The sequence below is a fragment of the Paenibacillus dokdonensis genome (assembly GCF_004916975.1).
Taxonomy (GTDB): Bacteria; Bacillota; Bacilli; order Paenibacillales; family Paenibacillaceae; genus Paenibacillus_AQ; species Paenibacillus_AQ dokdonensis.
The window spans coordinates 1489945-1504709 of record NZ_STGQ01000001.1; the positions used below are offsets into that span (position 1 = coordinate 1489945).

The window sequence follows — 14765 nt, forward strand, 5'->3', positions numbered from 1 at the left end:
GTTGAAAATAATGGCCGTTTCCGCAGCTGCGGAAACGGTCTTATTCTAGTTTGACATGCCCGGTGGTACATGATTACATTGAATAAAGTTTACTTTAGAACATAAGGAGGGCTGACCTCACATGAGTATCATGTCTTGGCTTGCAGAACAAAGAATAACCCAGGCAATGAATCAGGGTGAATTCGAGGATCTGGCAGGTAAAGGAAAGCCGCTGGAGCTCGAAGATACGTCCCAGATCCCTGAAGACCTCCGAATGTCATATAAAATCATGAAAAATGCCGGGTTCATTCCGGAGGAAATGCAGTTGAAGGGAGAACTGCTGAAGCTGCAGGATTTAATCCATGCTTGCGTGACCGCCGGCGAAAAGGAAAAGCTGAAAAAAACGCTGACTGAGAAGAAGCTGCGCTTTCAAATGCTGATGGAGCAGAGAGGATTAAGCGGCAGCACGGCGTTTTTGGAATATGAGCAAAAGATGCGAGACCGTTTGGAGGATTCTTAGGAGCTTATTTTTTGTATGGCAAAAAAAACCTCTATCTTTACCTTCAGCTCAGGCAAAGATAGAGGTTTTTTATGGGATTTTAGTTCCATGCAGATGGGATAACGTCCTTTCGGTGATGATGATCGGATTAGAAGGAAGCTTTTCCATATGGAAAAGAGGTATACACTCTCTGGCTGTCAATGGCTCCAGCTTCTCTGTCAGTCCTGCGATCCACATGAGCCAGCCGACCACTTGCTCGGCAGTGACACCCATTTCACGAAGTGCTGCCAGACTGGTTCCGCCATGCCGCTTGGCCAGTCGTTTGCCATCCGGACCCATAAACAGTGGAACATGGGCAAAAGCCGGGGCGTGCATACCAAGCGCTTTATAAAGCATGAGCTGCCTGGGGACGGAATCCAGCAGGTCTGATCCTCTGAGGACATCCGTAATATGCATCCGGTCATCATCTACGACGACAGCCAATTGATACGATATCATTCCATCTGCTCTCCGCACGATGAAGTCGCCGCCGCTGGCGGCATCAAACTCCTGCTGGCCGGCAACACCATCCCGGAAAATAAGCATTTCATGGTCAACTTTGAACCGTAATGCTGGGGCTTTAACCAAGGATTTGCGGGCAGCTTCTTCTTGCGTCAGATGGCGACAAGTTCCCGGATATGCAGGACCTTCCGATGATAATCCGTGGGGTGCGCGTACAGCTGCTAATAGATCAGCGCGGCTGCAATAACAGGGATAAAGACATCCTTTGCCATCAAGCTGCTTCAGGGATTCATCGTAATACTCGATCCTTTCGCTTTGGGTATACGGACCAAAAGGACCACCTACATCCGGACCTTCATCCCAGTCCAGCCCTAGCCAGTACAGGTCGTCAAGAATTTGTCTTGCCAAGTGCGGTCTGGACCGCTGTGTATCGATATCCTCCATCCGCAGCAAGAAAGTTCCTTGCCGGCTGCGGATCTGAAGCCAAGAAAGCAAAGCCGCCCATGCATTGCCAATATGCAGCTCGCCTGAAGGTGTAGGTGCGAATCTGCCTCGCACCTGACGTTTGTTTGGGCTCAAATGCAATCGTCTCCTTTTTGCAGCTTCGTACATTTTATAGCAAACCGACGTGGATATCCAGTGCTCCAAGGCTCTATAATGAAAGCAAGACAAGTATACGATCGAAAGACATGGTGAGAAGAGAATGAATGAATTACCGATACAGAGGGTACTGCCAGAGCTGATTGAACGATTGCGATCAGATACATCGGCGGTCCTCATTGCTGAGCCGGGGGCGGGGAAGACGACCCAGGTTCCACTGGCTTTCCTGAACGAATCTTGGCTGCATGGCCGAAAAATCATTATGCTGGAGCCGCGCAGGCTCGCCGCGCGGGCTGCAGCGGAATATATGTCCAAAATGCTCGGCGAGCAGACCGGAGAAACTGTCGGCTACCGGGTAAGGATGGATAGTAAGACAGGTAAAAATACAAGGATAGAAGTGGTGACGGAGGGGATTTTGACCCGGATGCTGCAAAATGATCCTGAGCTTGAAGGCGTCGGGATGATCATTTTTGACGAATTTCATGAACGTAATTTACAGGGTGATCTGGGTCTCGCTCTGGCACTTGAATCCAGGTCTGTCCTCAGGGAGGATTTACGGATTCTGGTGATGTCGGCGACGCTTGAAGCAGAGCCTGTCGCTGCGCTGCTGGGGCATGCATCTGTCGTGAACTGTCCTGGACGGCAGTTTCCGGTAGAAACGATATATACACCGCCAGCTAACGGACAGAAACTCGAGCAGCATCTGGCAGCTGTTATCCGAGAGGCTGCCGCAGCGCATCCCGGCGATATACTGGTCTTCCTGCCCGGAGCCGGGGAAATCCGCAGGCTGCATGCAGAGCTGGATAGAGCAGGACTTTCATCCGGATTTGTGGTCAGGCCGCTGTATGGTCAGCTGCCGCAAAATGAACAAGATGCCGCAGTGCGTCCGGATACAGAAAACCGGCGCAAGATAATTCTGTCAACTTCCATTGCGGAAACGAGCTTAACAATAGACGGTGTTCGGATAGTGGTGGACAGCGGATATATGCGTACACAGCTTTTTTCTCCGCGTTCAGGAATGCCTTATTTGGCAACAAGCCAGGTATCCCGGGCTTCTGCAGACCAGCGCAGAGGCCGGGCGGGACGGACGGCTCCGGGAGTGGCGTACAGGCTGTGGAGCCATGAAGTACATGATCACTTGAAACAGCGGAATCAGCCGGAGATTCTGGAGACGGATTTAACGCCGTTAGCACTTGAGCTCGCGGCATGGGGAGTTCAAGAGCCCAAAAGCTTGCTGTGGCTTGATCCTCCGCCGGAGGCCGCCTTTGAGCGGGGGAGAGAGCTATTGCAGCGCCTCGGGGCAATTAATCTGGGCGGGATGATCACTGATAAAGGGAAGCGGATGGCGGAGTTTGGCATGCATCCCCGGCTGGCAGCAATGATGCTCCAGGCTGTGGGGATGGATATGGGAGGGCTTGCTGCCGCCATAGCTGCTCTGCTGCAGGAGAGAGATATTTTCCGAGGCAGCCCCAAGGACAAAGATGCGGACATTCGAAGCCGGATCGAGGCTATTTCCTTATGGGATCAGAGAGGTATAACATCAGCAAATACAGAAGAGACCGTATTAAAGTGTATTGCACGTGAAAGCCGGCATGTCCGAAAACAATTAGGTATTAAGGATGGAGGAGCAGTTGATTCAGAGAAGTGCGGGCTTTTATTATCTTTTGCTTATCCTGACCGGATTGGTCAGAGCCGCGGCGGCGGCAAGTTTTTGCTGACCTCGGGCCGGGGAGTGGAACTCTCAGGAGCGCAGCTGCTCAGCCGTTCATCATATGTCACGGTGGCTGCGGTGGATGATCAGAAAGGTGCTGAGGGTAAAATTTTGCTGGCTGCTCCACTGAGCATTGAGGACCTGCAGCGATATCATCAGGATGATATAGAGGAAGAAATGATTGTAGAATGGGATTCGGTGCTCAGCACTGTTAAGGCCCGGAATCAGACGAGTCTGGGAGCAATCATACTCCGGGAGTCGCAGGCCATGCAGCCTCCGCAAGAGTTGGTAGCCGCTGCTCTCCTGACAGGTATACGGACCGAGGGACTGGATATTCTGCCTTGGACCAAGCAGGCCAAACAGCTGCGTCAGCGTTTGCATCTGATGCACTTGGCGGATCCGGATTGGCCGGAGATGACTGCAGAAGCGCTTCTGGGGAACCTGGAGGATTGGCTCCTGCCGTATCTTTATGGAATGAGGAGCCGTACAGATCTCCAAAAGCTGCAGCTTGCAGCGATCCTTGAGCAAAAGCTGGGCTGGGATAAAAAGAGTCGTCTCGACAAAGAAATACCTACACATATCACGGTTCCAAGCGGATCAAGAATAGCCGTGGATTACAGCGATCCGAGGCAACCCGCCCTGGCGGTCAAGCTTCAGGAGATGTTCGGACTACATGAAACGCCAAGGATTGGTCATGGTAAAATACCGCTGACACTTCATCTTTTGTCGCCCGCTCAGCGCCCTGTCCAGATTACTTCTGATCTGGCGAGCTTTTGGAAAAGCGGATATTTTGAAGTGAGGAAAGATTTAAAAGGCCGGTATCCAAAGCATTATTGGCCGGACGATCCGCTGGAGGCTATAGCGACAAGACGCACCCGCCCACAATAAAGATCCTTCAATGCGAGTTCCATATTGTTTGTTTTTCAGATGAAGCGGGTAATATGAAAACAAATAGTGAAATGGAGGAAAAGGTCATGGAGGATAAAAAGATTGTAGGCGTGTTCGAAACAGAGCAGGAGGCTTCCCGTGCTATTGAAGGCTTGCAGCGCTATGGCTTTCCATCCAAGGATATTTCTGTGATTACGAAGGATCGTGAAGATTTGGAGTCCATTACCGAGGATACGGGGACAAAGGCACCTGAAGGGGTTGCGGCAGGTGTTGCTACGGGCGGTATGCTGGGAGGCATCACAGGATTGCTTGCAGGTATCGGAGCACTGGCGATTCCGGGTATTGGTCCAATTCTTGCAGCAGGCCCGATTGCAGCTACACTGGCTGGTCTGGCTGTAGGTGCCGGAGCCGGCGGTATGGTAGGTGGCTTGATCGGTCTTGGAATTCCAGAGGATGAAGCCAAGGATTACGAAAATTATGTAGACCATGGCAAAATTCTGGTTATAGTAAATGCCGAAGAGAGAGACAATGAAATTTATGATATTTTCAGGGAAAACCGCTCGTTGAATGAAGAGCGATATAATAATGATCTGGGGCTGATTACCGATGACACGACGAGAATCATAAACGATGATGAACCCAAGCCTCATTGATATATAAAATAAAACCGGCAGCTGCACACAGCAGGTCCGGTTTTATTTTTTCTGAATCATGCGCGGAGCCTTATATGCCCATTTCAAATCTCTGCCCAATTGCTCCCAAATATCTTCAGCCAGCCAATCTTTAATCAAACCCAGCTGAAGCAGATGCTGCTCAAGCTGGATGGACAGTTTGATCTGCAGTATCATTTCATTCATTAAATTCTCTTCGGTGGAAGCCTTGAGACAATCCAGAAGCAGTCCCATGCGCTGTCGGTTATCCTGCAGCAGGTCCTCCGCTATGAATTGATCGTTAAATGCTTTGAAGCCGAGCAGACTCTCCACAACGGGGTTCAATTACCTCACCTCCGGTGATTGTTCAAGTCAAGGAATTACAGAATCGAACCGGTCATGCAGCAGCTGAAGTATATGTTTATTCATGGCCATGCTTTGAGCTATCAGATCCATCAGTTCCGGGTAGGAGACCAGTTGAACAAAAGTTCCGGATTTGATGATCTGCAGAGTTTCATGTCTGAGGAGTGCTTGCCATGCCAATAAATCAGCGGCATCCAGGATTTTGCCGGATTCGGGTGGCAGTGTATCCATAAAAGGGCTCCATTCTTTTCGGCTTAGTATAAACGGTAGGGATGCGGTCTATCCTCAGATAAAATAAAATTATAAAAAAGGTTGACTATAATCTGAAAATGATATATCTTTAAATCAAGATAAAAACACCGAGCACAGGAGAGGGATTACATGTTACGACTAACGAAATATTAGCTGAATTTTTTTTGGCTTATATATCTTAAATCAAAGAAAAGTAAAATTAAGAATAATAAAAATGGAGGAATATAAAATGGTAGCATGGGGTTTACTGATTATCAGATTAATTGTTGGGTTGACGTTTGCAGGACATGGGGCACAGAAATTATTTGGATGGTTTGGTGGTCCAGGCCTTAAGGGAACGGCCGGCTGGCTTGGTTCCATGAATGTTAAGCCTGCGCTACCAACAGCGATCGTTACGGGTTTGTTTGAGCTTCTGGGCGGGCTGCTCTTCGCAGCTGGCGTGTGGACGCCTGTTGCGGCAATCATGATTGCATTGACGATGATTGGGGCCATTGTGACAGTCCATGGTAGAAACGGCTTCTGGGCTACAGCGAATGGCTTTGAATATAACCTGATTCTGATTGCTGTTGTTGTAGGTGTGGCATTAACCGGCCCTGGAGCGTATCACTTGTTTTAATCGTAACCATTCCGTCTAATCAGTATAAGGAGGGTTTACCTATGAAAATGCGTTTATATACACCAGCAATGCAGGGCAAAGGAATTTTCGACGGTGGTAAAATTACGGAACAAAAGCCCATTGGATTTCCGGGAGAAGGCTCAGTGATCAACCGAGTCGGTCCTTTGTTTTATTGGGCATGGGCACATACTCCTGAGGAAGGCTATATTCCACTCCATCCCCATTACAGCTTCGAGATCATGACGTATGTGCTGAAGGGCAAAGCCGAGCATGGGGATTCCCTCGGAACTCGCAGCACCGTGGGCGAGGGTGGAGCTCAGGTCATCAAAGCCGGTAGCGGCGTAAGCCATGAGGAACGTTTTTTTGGCCCGGATATGGAAGCTTTTCAAATCTGGTTTGAGCCAGATCTGCAATCAGAAGCCAAGAAGAAACCTGCGTACGAGCAGTATGAGCATGACGAGTTTCCGATTGAAGAGCAGGAGGGCTGGAGCGTAAAGCAGATCCTAGGCGATGCTTCCCCTATTCATCTGACCTCCGAAGCACGGATGTGGGATATTGAACTCATGCCGCAGCAAAAATTCAGTCAACCGCTGACCAAAGGCAAAGCTTTGGCTGCACTTGCAGTAAGTGGAGAAGGAAGCTGGAAGTCAGGCGAAGGACATCATGAAGCCTTTCATGAGCGGGACTTTATGCTTCTCTCTACGGACGAGGACGAAGAGTTATTGCTGCAGGCAGGAGATGAATCTGTCCGGATTTTCCTGATTGAAGTTCCTGAACGGGTAAACTATGGGCTCATCCCCAAAAAATATTAAAAACATTTGTCAAAAGAGCGCGTCAGATGATATATTCTGGCTGGCGCTCTTTTTTTGTTTTTGTTTAGGCGAAAGCATGGGAGTTTATATTTTTATGAGCTATTTTGCAGGACAGGAGTGAGGTTATGCCGAAAAAAGCCAGAATTCGAGAAATAGAACTGCTTCGCGGGCTAGCCTTTCTGGCCGTAGCGCTCCAGCATGCGATTGCCCACTATTCCGTAGTGGCTGGCGTTAAAATGGAAGATGGGGTCATCATGACGGTTTTACTGATGGCCGCCAAATTTGCCGTGCCCGTGTTTATTTTTATTACTGGGCTGGTTCTCTTTTATAATTATGACGGGCAGATCAATTATTTTTCTTTTGTTCGCAAACGTTTTATGGATATCCTAGTTCCCTATATACTATGGTCCGCTATATATTTCCTGGTAAGCCCCATATGGAATGTGCATCAGCTTAGCAAATGGGTTAATATGCTTTTCACCGGCAAAAACAGTTATCATCTCTGGTATATCGTTATGATTTTTCAGTTTTACCTTCTGTTTCCTCTGTTCCGGTACTTCATGCGAAAATGCACGCAATGGCTTCCTTATAAATGGCGCCCAGCGGCACTCGCTGCTGCAGGACTTCTCTGTCTGCTGCTGTTGGAAAATCTATTTCGGATCAGTGATGCCATGACGCGGGTAAATCTGCCTTTTCTTACGCCATTTTTCACGAAGTACGCGGACCGGAATTTCCTGTATTTCATGATTTATTTTATTCTTGGCGCTGCAGCCGGTATGCACCCGGATCGTTGGAAGCATTGGCTGGAAAAAGGAAAGGTGATGTATTGGACTGCTTTTATAGGCTTGTTTGGATATTACACGTATATTACCGTTCGAAGCTTTGGTTCCGGTTCGGAAGCCGGGCTTCATATTACGTTTAACCAGCTTAATTTGCTAAGACCGCTGATCACCGTGTTTCTCGTCAGTTCCATTTTCGTATTCTACGAGTGGTCGCAAAGAAGAACCCGGCAATCGGGACCTGCTGGGCTGGATCTCATGAACACGCTTGGGAGATATTCGTATGGAGCCTATCTAGCGCATGCATTGATGCTTAGACAGAGCTACAAGATCGACGAATGGCTGTTCGGAGGCTGGAATGTGACGCTGCGGATGGTGATGACCTTCCTGATCTGCATCATTTTATCCTATGGATTAACGATAGCGATGTCTTATCTTCCTTTTGGAAAATGGACGGTTGGGGTCTCCTCGCTTCCTAAAAAGCAACGGCGTTACGTCCCCAATCAGGGACAAACCCCCGTGCGTTCAGTGGACGGAAGCTGATTGTTTTCAAATGATAAAATAACCTGCTCAGTAAGGCTGAGGCGGGTTATTTTTTTATTGCTTACAATATTATTTCAACACCTGAAAAATTCATAATAGGAAACCCATCCTATCTGATCCACTACCTGCGAACATGACTTTTACCGTCCTTATATTACCTATCAAGGTCTAAAAAATGTCTTTCGACCTATTTTTGAATCACTACAGACCGTATTCGATGTAAGGTGAAAATAACATGTTATGCAATATGGAAAATAGTCGTTTATAATGGATTTGAATTGGTTAATGAAGGAAAAGAAGCAAAGGGGGAAACGGTGTGGCTTTTATGATCGCCCAGCGTGCTTTTATTAAAACGTATTTGATTACGATGGTTGAACAACATCGGGGATACGGGTATCAAATGCTGGAGGAGATGAGACAGGAATTTAAAAGCTACGGTTATTCTCCCCCGCAAAGTGAAATATACCGGGCGCTGCATGAGCTGGTTCAGGAAGGGGTATTTTACCGGACCAAACAGCTGAAGGGAAATGATCCACGTGTGGATTTTCAGGAGATTGTGCTGTACCACTTTACCCAAGACGGTCCTGAGAAGGCCAAGCTGTACAAGAAGCAGGTCAAAACGGATTTGGATCGCTGTCTCGGCATGCTGAACAAGGCGGTCAAGGATAATTATTAACAGGTTAGCGAAAAGCTGAAGGAGGAGAAGGAGAGATGGAAAAGAAACTTCGCTGGGGAATACTCGGCACGGCCAGCATTGCGCAAACTGCTTTTATACCTGGAGTTCAGGATTCTAGAAAATGCATCGTTCAGGCCATCGCAAGTCGTCAGCCGCAGAAGGCTGCAGAGGCAGCGGAGAAATTCAATATTCCGGCCTCCTACGGCAGCTATGAGGATCTTCTCCAGGATCCTGAGGTAGATGCGGTATATATTCCGCTTCCGAACCATTTGCACAAGGAATGGACGCTTAAAGCGGCTCAGGCGGGCAAGCATGTGTTATGTGAGAAGCCTGTGGCGCTGAACGCCGCTGAGGCTGCAGAAATGGCTGCAGCTTGCAGCAAGGCAGGAGTGATCTTCGCTGAAGCATTCATGTATCGATACCATCCCAAGCACCGCCGGATTCAAGAGATTGTGGAAAGCGGGGAGATTGGTACCATAAGGGCCATTCATGGCTGCTTTACTTATAATGATCTGAAAGATAAAAGGAATGTAAGATATCAGAAGCATATGGGTGGGGGCTCCATCTATGATGTAGGCTGCTATCCCATTTCAGCCGCGCGGATGATTCTCGGCCAGGAGCCGCTTGCTGCAGCAGTACTTGCTTCATTTTCCTCGGAGCATGAGATTGACCTGATGGCCTCAGGTGTTATTGAATTCCCGGATGATGTTGCACTCACGTTCGATTGCGGTATGTCTGCATCTCCGCGCTGCGAGCTGCAAGTGCTCGGCAGCAAAGGGCGAATTGAACTGCCGCTGGCTTTCGGCTGGGAGCATGACGAAGAACCGCCGCAGCTGATCGTATACGAGGGGGACACTAGGAGGGAAGAGCGCCTGGGTGTCTTCAATTCCTTTGCACTCGAAGCAGATGCTTTTGCCGCCGCGGTGCTGGAAGATGAAATGCTGCCATTCGGTCCGGATGATGCCGTGAGCAACATGAAGGTCATTGATGCCTGCATGAAGGCTGCTAAGGAAAAGACTTGGGTACCTATTGAAGCAGATCGGGCATAGCATATATAAAAGAAACCCTCGACTCTCATGATGAGAATCGGGGGTTTCTTGTGAGCCAGGATCGTTACATACCATCATCATAATCCTCGATATCACGTTTGGCAGCCATAGCCGGGGAATTGGAGGTGCCGTATTCTTTAACGGATTTCCAAGCATCTGCGTCATCAAAACGACGGTCATGCTCTTGACGGCCCTCGCCTGCTCCGGTTGGAGGTGGGGTGATGACCTGTTCTTCGACAGGACGGTCATTTCGCAGTGACTTTTCTGGTGTATCGTTGATGCAGTATGCAGTATAGGGAATAGCCTGCAGGCGTTCGAACGGGATATCCTGGCCGCACACCTCACAGACGCCATACGTTCCTTTTTCCATTTTCTTCAAAGCCTGATTGACCTGGTCCAGTTCATCATTCAGTGTATCATTGACCGCAAGGTCGCGTTCCCGCTCAAATACCTCTGTTCCCAGGTCCCCAGGGTGGTTATCCACGGTGGACAGGTCGCCTGTCGAGTCGGTTAAGGATTCGCCAAGAGCGGCATTTTCTTCTCCGTTTGCGGAAAAATGATGTTCCAGATCCTTCTTTTCTTCAAGTAGTGTATGTTGGAGCTCCTGGAGCTGAGCATTGCTTAAGTGGCTCATGAGTAAAACTCCCTTCAGTATGTTTTAAGATAAGTTTCTGTACTGTTTCCTTACCCTAAAGCACTGTGAGGCAATCACGGAAGCTATACAGGAGCATTTTTCTCTACATTTAAATCGTATATTCGTCTGCCATACGACAAGGGAATGTTCCATTTTCAATCTGAAGGGTCGGATGCTCGATCCCGAATCGTTCATGGAGCTCATGTGTTGCCTGTTGAATGATCTGATCATTGCTTCCGGGCTCACTGATCACCAGATGCACCGTCAGGGCAGTTTCCGTAGTACTCATACCCCAAATATGAAGGTCGTGAACATCCGTCACGGAAGGAAGTGATGCCAGATAGCTCTTGATGGCCGCTGCATCAATTTCCGGAGGGACGCTGTCGAGAGCCATATTGAGCGAGTCTTTTAGCAAATTCCATGTGCTGATAAAAATCACGACCACGATAAGCAGACTGACTACGGGATCAAGCCATTGCCAACCGGTAAACATAATCACGACACCTGCGATGACTACTCCGAGCGAGACACCAGCGTCCGCTGCCATATGAAGGAAGGCACCGCGAACATTCAGATCGCCTTTTCTGCCGGAGAGAAAGAGCAGGGCTGTGCCGGCATTGATAGCGATACCTACGGCGGCTACCCATATGACGGTTGAACCGGTGACAGGCTCGGGATTCGCAAACCGTTGAATAGCTTCCCAGGCAATGATGAATATCGCAGCCAGCAGGAATATGGCGTTAAATAATGCCGCTAAAATAGACGAACGCCGATAACCGTAAGTTCTGCGCTCGGTAGGAAGCTTTTTGGAAAGAAGACTGGCAACCCATGCCAAAACAAGCGCAAGCACATCGCTCAAATTATGTCCTGCATCCGCCACCAGCGACAATGAATGACTTAGATAACCATACACGGCTTCAACGATGACAAAAACCGTATTCAATATAATGCCGATCATAAAGGCGCTGTTATAGCTGGCAGGTCCATGTTGGTGACTGTGACCTTCGTGTGAATGATTGTGAGCATGAGATGCTGACATGATAATGACCTCCTGTGAGATGTGAAAATGATTATTTTTAATTAACATATGAATATGTACTCATATAATAATAACACAATGCACTAATAAGTCAATGTCTGGAAAAAGACAAGTGGCAAGGCACGTTTTCTTTGGAACATCCTCCAAAAAATCGCGGAACCATTTTCATATTTACCCAGGTTGTGATATAAAAAATAAAGGGGATGTATATAATTAAATGATTACCCGTTCAAGTAGCAACCGATTTGGAGGTATTGGCAATGGATGAACATATGCAGCGCCGACTGGATAAACAGAGAAAGCTGTTTAAGCAACTGGGTATACAATTGGATGCTCTCTCAATTCACGAGAAGGTGTTCAATACAAAGCTTAGAGGGTACGATCCGGAAGAGGTGGATTCCTACCTTGATGAAATTATTAGCGATTATGAACGTTTTTACGCGACCATCGCCGATTTGATGGATAAATGGCAGGAGCAGCAGATTGCAATGCGTGATATGAAGACAAGTTCCCGTCCCGAACCCGAGCGTTTCGCAATTGATCCGAAGCAAATTGAAGATATCGTACTTAAAATGGAGTACAATCTCAGACAACTCAAGACTAAGATTAGACCCGAACCTGATTTCTTCGTGGATTGATACAGCAGCCTACATATGAAATAACGGACTCCTCCAGGAAAGCGCAAGCTTTTGTGGGGGAGTTTTGTTATGTGGAGGGGAATGAAAGAGTGTAAGGGAGTGTTTGAGATGGTAAAATAAGGTTGTGAATAATATAAAACGTGGTAGATTGCGGTTTATCTCTCGGGTTCGTAGATACAATAACGTTATCTGAGTCACCTGAAATAATCATTATATATAGTGAAAGGATGAAAGACATGATTTTCCATTGGGCTACTGTGTTGTATCAACTAATATTCATTACCTTAATTTTTTTGTTTTTTTACAGCTTATTTAGATTTGTTCGAAAAATCATGATACATATTGACACAACTAAACAAACATTAGAAAGATTAGAAAATAAAATAGATTTGATAAACCGGAGAGATTAATCATGATTATGATAAGTTTGATGTTCCCTTTGGTCAATTAAGCCGCTTGAGCATTAGGAATGCCGAACGATAGTTGCAGCTTCTATAACAACAAATTAAATCCGGGAGGAATATCTTTATGGAACAATATAGATTAGAACAGGCAGATAAAAATTCATTTGCGGTTCATCAAGTTATATATTCCAACTCCGATATTGAGATGTGGTATGACTGGAATACTCGCTTGAATGATACGAAGTTTACAGATCAATGTTTTTGGATCATGTGTGGTGATGACAGGATTGGAGGGGTGGTAAAGATGGAAGATACGGTAATGTTTCCTTTTGTAATTCCTCCATTTTCTGATCGACAACAAATGTGGAGGGTTTTATTGAAATGTTGCAAAGACATAAGTAATATCAACGGAGTTCTGCAAGAAGATGTAGAGATACTGCTGTCATTTGGTTTTAAAGTAAATGTAATCCGACAGGTAATGTGCTGTCCTACGGGAACAAGTAAAAAGCCGGTTCTTCCAGCGGGATTCTCTCTTTATACGTTAGAGGATACTTTTGACATAACAAAGATTAAAGAAATTATGAAGGAAGGATACCGTGGGGGAATTGACTACGAGATCTTTGGTGTTCCCGATGATGAGGAGATAATGGAGGATATATCGTATCTTTTGCAAGTTTACAAGCATAGGAATCTTTCGATATATGTCGTAAATGAACAGAGCCAAGAAATCGTTGGACTTTGTATATCGGGTATCAGTAAAAACATGCCATTAGGATTTGCAGAAATTGGAGAGTTATGCGTTGTTCCTCAATACAGGAATAAGGGAATTGCAGAATTTATGCTAAATTACATAAAAGACTCTGCAAGCGCTTATACGGAGGTTGTGAAATTATGCATTACTGTAGGTAACTATGCAGAAATACTTTATAGTAAAGCAGGATTTCAAGCAGGACCTAGATTTGCGAAAATGACTAAAAGATCAATGCAGTGATTTTATATTTTAAAGGGGATATCAATGAATAAAGAATATATAACACTTAAAAGAATGCCTACTGTTGCAGAATATACAAACCTTTGTCATGCCGTTGGGTGGAAAGAGTTTATGAATTTTGAAGTTGCAGAAGAATCCTTAAACCAGTCATTATTTGGTGTTGTTATTCAATATAAAGATGAAATAGTGGGAATGGGAAGGGTTGTTGGAGACGGAAGGATTTATTTTTATATTCAAGACGTAGCAGTCATGCCGGAGCATCAAAACAATGGCATCGGAAAAATGATCATGGAAGCCATCTCGGAATATTTAAACGAAAATGCACCTGAAAAATCCTTTATAGGTCTATTTGCAGCCAAGGGAAAAGAGCCGTTCTATAATAAATATGGTTTTAATAAACATGATGGAATGACAGGAATGTTCGGAGTCGTCCATGAAAATAAAATAATGTGATTTTTGTGAGTGGATGAGATTTGGATAATCGCAGTCTATTTAAAAATAACGCTTAGTCATGGGGGAATAACGATGAAAGAAATAAACTATACCCATTATTTTTGGCAAGATGAAGTGCTCCGATTACGCTCGATTCAGGCTGAAGATTGGGAAGGGTATTATTATAATCGCTTTGATACGCCGGCACGTCGTTTATTGGAATGTGCAGTTGAATTACCGCCTACAATCACAGAGGCGAAGGAATTTGCTGAATCATACTCTGATTTTGATTCTGGGAACGGTCGGATCATGTTTACTATCGAAAGTTTGCAGGGTGAAAATATTGGAGGAATAAACTTAAATAGCATTGATGAGAGGAACGGAACTTTTAGTATCGGTATACAGGTTGATCAGGATTATAGAGGGAAAGGATATGGTACAAGGGCTGTTAGAATTCTTTTGAGATATGCTTTTTTCGAAAGACGGCTTCATAAATTCAATGATTGTGTTCTTGAAGGAAATGTACCTTCTGCAACCATGATGAAGAAACTTGGATGTGTACAAGAAGGTATTCGACGTGAAGTCATTTATACAGATGGGCAATATCACAATCTAATTCTATTTGGTTTAACTAAGAATGAGTTTATAGAGCATGAGAGATCAAGAGGAACTTTGTAAATAGTTCACTAGGAGGCCAACGGGATCGCCT

General features: G+C 46.1%; 17 protein-coding genes. 12 read left to right on the forward strand and 5 right to left on the reverse strand.

Annotated elements, in window-relative coordinates:
- Positions 1 to 121 precede the first annotated feature (121 nt).
- Positions 122 to 499, forward strand: a complete 378-nt coding sequence (locus E6W40_RS06960; RefSeq protein ID WP_136604821.1) for a DnaJ family domain-containing protein — start codon at positions 122 to 124, stop codon at positions 497 to 499.
- Positions 500 to 568: 69 nt separating this feature from the next.
- Here E6W40_RS06960 and gluQRS read toward each other — a convergent pair whose 3' ends face one another.
- Positions 569 to 1558, reverse strand: a complete 990-nt coding sequence (gene gluQRS / locus E6W40_RS06965) for a tRNA glutamyl-Q(34) synthetase GluQRS (protein WP_246072899.1) — start codon at positions 1556 to 1558, stop codon at positions 569 to 571.
- Between the two features lie 124 nt (positions 1559 to 1682).
- On the opposite strand from gluQRS, the gene hrpB reads away from it, so the two are divergent.
- A complete protein-coding gene (gene hrpB, locus E6W40_RS06970; protein ID WP_136604823.1) occupies positions 1683 to 4178 on the forward strand; it encodes an ATP-dependent helicase HrpB in 2496 nt (831 codons plus the stop codon).
- 86 nt (positions 4179 to 4264) lie between these two features.
- Complete coding sequence (locus E6W40_RS06975; RefSeq protein WP_136606870.1) at positions 4265 to 4831, forward strand: YflT domain-containing protein; 567 nt, start codon at positions 4265 to 4267, stop codon at positions 4829 to 4831.
- Positions 4832 to 4873: 42 nt separating this feature from the next.
- Here the strand turns inward: E6W40_RS06975 and E6W40_RS06980 are convergent, their stop codons facing one another.
- Both E6W40_RS06980 and E6W40_RS06985 read right to left on the reverse strand, forming a co-directional pair.
- On the reverse strand, positions 4874 to 5173 hold the full coding sequence (locus E6W40_RS06980) for a hypothetical protein (protein ID WP_136604824.1): 300 nt from the start codon (positions 5171 to 5173) through the stop codon (positions 4874 to 4876).
- A gap of 27 nt (positions 5174 to 5200) precedes the next feature.
- Positions 5201 to 5422, reverse strand: a complete 222-nt coding sequence (locus E6W40_RS06985; RefSeq protein ID WP_136604825.1) for a hypothetical protein — start codon at positions 5420 to 5422, stop codon at positions 5201 to 5203.
- A gap of 250 nt (positions 5423 to 5672) precedes the next feature.
- Between E6W40_RS06985 and E6W40_RS06990 the strand changes: the two genes are divergently transcribed.
- The 5 genes from E6W40_RS06990 to E6W40_RS07010 all read left to right on the forward strand — a co-directional run bounded on the left by E6W40_RS06990 (position 5673) and on the right by E6W40_RS07010 (position 9918).
- Positions 5673 to 6059, forward strand: a complete 387-nt coding sequence (locus E6W40_RS06990; protein WP_136604826.1) for a DoxX family protein — start codon at positions 5673 to 5675, stop codon at positions 6057 to 6059.
- A 41-nt stretch (positions 6060 to 6100) separates the two neighbouring features.
- A complete protein-coding gene (locus E6W40_RS06995; protein WP_136604827.1) occupies positions 6101 to 6871 on the forward strand; it encodes a pirin family protein in 771 nt (256 codons plus the stop codon).
- 125 nt (positions 6872 to 6996) lie between these two features.
- Positions 6997 to 8193 (forward strand): acyltransferase, encoded by a 1197-nt coding sequence (locus E6W40_RS07000; RefSeq protein ID WP_136604828.1) that lies wholly within the window; start codon positions 6997 to 6999, stop codon positions 8191 to 8193.
- Positions 8194 to 8509: 316 nt separating this feature from the next.
- Entirely contained in the window at positions 8510 to 8869 is a 360-nt protein-coding gene (locus E6W40_RS07005) for a replication termination protein (RefSeq protein ID WP_136604829.1), read from the forward strand.
- A gap of 35 nt (positions 8870 to 8904) precedes the next feature.
- Positions 8905 to 9918, forward strand: coding sequence for a Gfo/Idh/MocA family protein (locus tag E6W40_RS07010; protein ID WP_136604830.1), 1014 nt, complete (start codon positions 8905 to 8907; stop codon positions 9916 to 9918).
- 64 nt (positions 9919 to 9982) lie between these two features.
- Here E6W40_RS07010 and E6W40_RS07015 read toward each other — a convergent pair whose 3' ends face one another.
- Together E6W40_RS07015 and E6W40_RS07020 are read right to left on the reverse strand one after the other, a co-directional pair.
- Positions 9983 to 10552: a TraR/DksA C4-type zinc finger protein gene (locus E6W40_RS07015; protein ID WP_136604831.1), complete on the reverse strand. Its 570-nt coding sequence runs from the start codon at positions 10550 to 10552 to the stop codon at positions 9983 to 9985.
- Between the two features lie 109 nt (positions 10553 to 10661).
- Positions 10662 to 11591 (reverse strand): cation diffusion facilitator family transporter, encoded by a 930-nt coding sequence (locus E6W40_RS07020; RefSeq protein WP_136604832.1) that lies wholly within the window; start codon positions 11589 to 11591, stop codon positions 10662 to 10664.
- Positions 11592 to 11851: 260 nt separating this feature from the next.
- Between E6W40_RS07020 and E6W40_RS07025 the strand changes: the two genes are divergently transcribed.
- The 4 genes from E6W40_RS07025 (at position 11852) to E6W40_RS07045 (ending at position 14734) form a co-directional block, all read left to right on the forward strand.
- The gene (locus tag E6W40_RS07025) at positions 11852 to 12229 is read left to right on the forward strand and encodes a DivIVA domain-containing protein (protein WP_136604833.1); all 378 of its coding nucleotides are present in this window, start codon (positions 11852 to 11854) and stop codon (positions 12227 to 12229) included.
- Between the two features lie 528 nt (positions 12230 to 12757).
- Positions 12758 to 13624, forward strand: a complete 867-nt coding sequence (locus E6W40_RS07035; RefSeq protein WP_136604835.1) for a GNAT family N-acetyltransferase — start codon at positions 12758 to 12760, stop codon at positions 13622 to 13624.
- A gap of 24 nt (positions 13625 to 13648) precedes the next feature.
- Entirely contained in the window at positions 13649 to 14077 is a 429-nt protein-coding gene (locus tag E6W40_RS07040) for a GNAT family N-acetyltransferase (RefSeq protein ID WP_136604836.1), read from the forward strand.
- A gap of 72 nt (positions 14078 to 14149) precedes the next feature.
- Positions 14150 to 14734 (forward strand): GNAT family N-acetyltransferase, encoded by a 585-nt coding sequence (locus E6W40_RS07045; protein WP_136604837.1) that lies wholly within the window; start codon positions 14150 to 14152, stop codon positions 14732 to 14734.
- Positions 14735 to 14765 lie beyond the last annotated feature (31 nt).

Bases quoted from the DNA above. Each gene is read 5' to 3' on its own strand.
- E6W40_RS06960 (WP_136604821.1), top strand. From the start codon at position 122: ATGAGTATCATGTCTTGGCTTGCAGAACAAAGAATAACCCAGGCAATG.
- hrpB (WP_136604823.1), top strand. From the start codon at position 1,683: ATGAATGAATTACCGATACAGAGGGTACTGCCAGAGCTGATTGAACGA.
- E6W40_RS06975 (WP_136606870.1), top strand. From the start codon at position 4,265: ATGGAGGATAAAAAGATTGTAGGCGTGTTCGAAACAGAGCAGGAGGCT.
- E6W40_RS06985 (WP_136604825.1), bottom strand. From the start codon at position 5,422: ATGGATACACTGCCACCCGAATCCGGCAAAATCCTGGATGCCGCTGAT.
- E6W40_RS06990 (WP_136604826.1), top strand. From the start codon at position 5,673: ATGGTAGCATGGGGTTTACTGATTATCAGATTAATTGTTGGGTTGACG.
- E6W40_RS06995 (WP_136604827.1), top strand. From the start codon at position 6,101: ATGAAAATGCGTTTATATACACCAGCAATGCAGGGCAAAGGAATTTTC.
- E6W40_RS07000 (WP_136604828.1), top strand. From the start codon at position 6,997: ATGCCGAAAAAAGCCAGAATTCGAGAAATAGAACTGCTTCGCGGGCTA.
- E6W40_RS07010 (WP_136604830.1), top strand. From the start codon at position 8,905: ATGGAAAAGAAACTTCGCTGGGGAATACTCGGCACGGCCAGCATTGCG.
- E6W40_RS07015 (WP_136604831.1), bottom strand. From the start codon at position 10,552: ATGAGCCACTTAAGCAATGCTCAGCTCCAGGAGCTCCAACATACACTA.
- E6W40_RS07020 (WP_136604832.1), bottom strand. From the start codon at position 11,591: ATGTCAGCATCTCATGCTCACAATCATTCACACGAAGGTCACAGTCAC.
- E6W40_RS07025 (WP_136604833.1), top strand. From the start codon at position 11,852: ATGGATGAACATATGCAGCGCCGACTGGATAAACAGAGAAAGCTGTTT.
- E6W40_RS07035 (WP_136604835.1), top strand. From the start codon at position 12,758: ATGGAACAATATAGATTAGAACAGGCAGATAAAAATTCATTTGCGGTT.
- E6W40_RS07040 (WP_136604836.1), top strand. From the start codon at position 13,649: ATGAATAAAGAATATATAACACTTAAAAGAATGCCTACTGTTGCAGAA.
- E6W40_RS07045 (WP_136604837.1), top strand. From the start codon at position 14,150: ATGAAAGAAATAAACTATACCCATTATTTTTGGCAAGATGAAGTGCTC.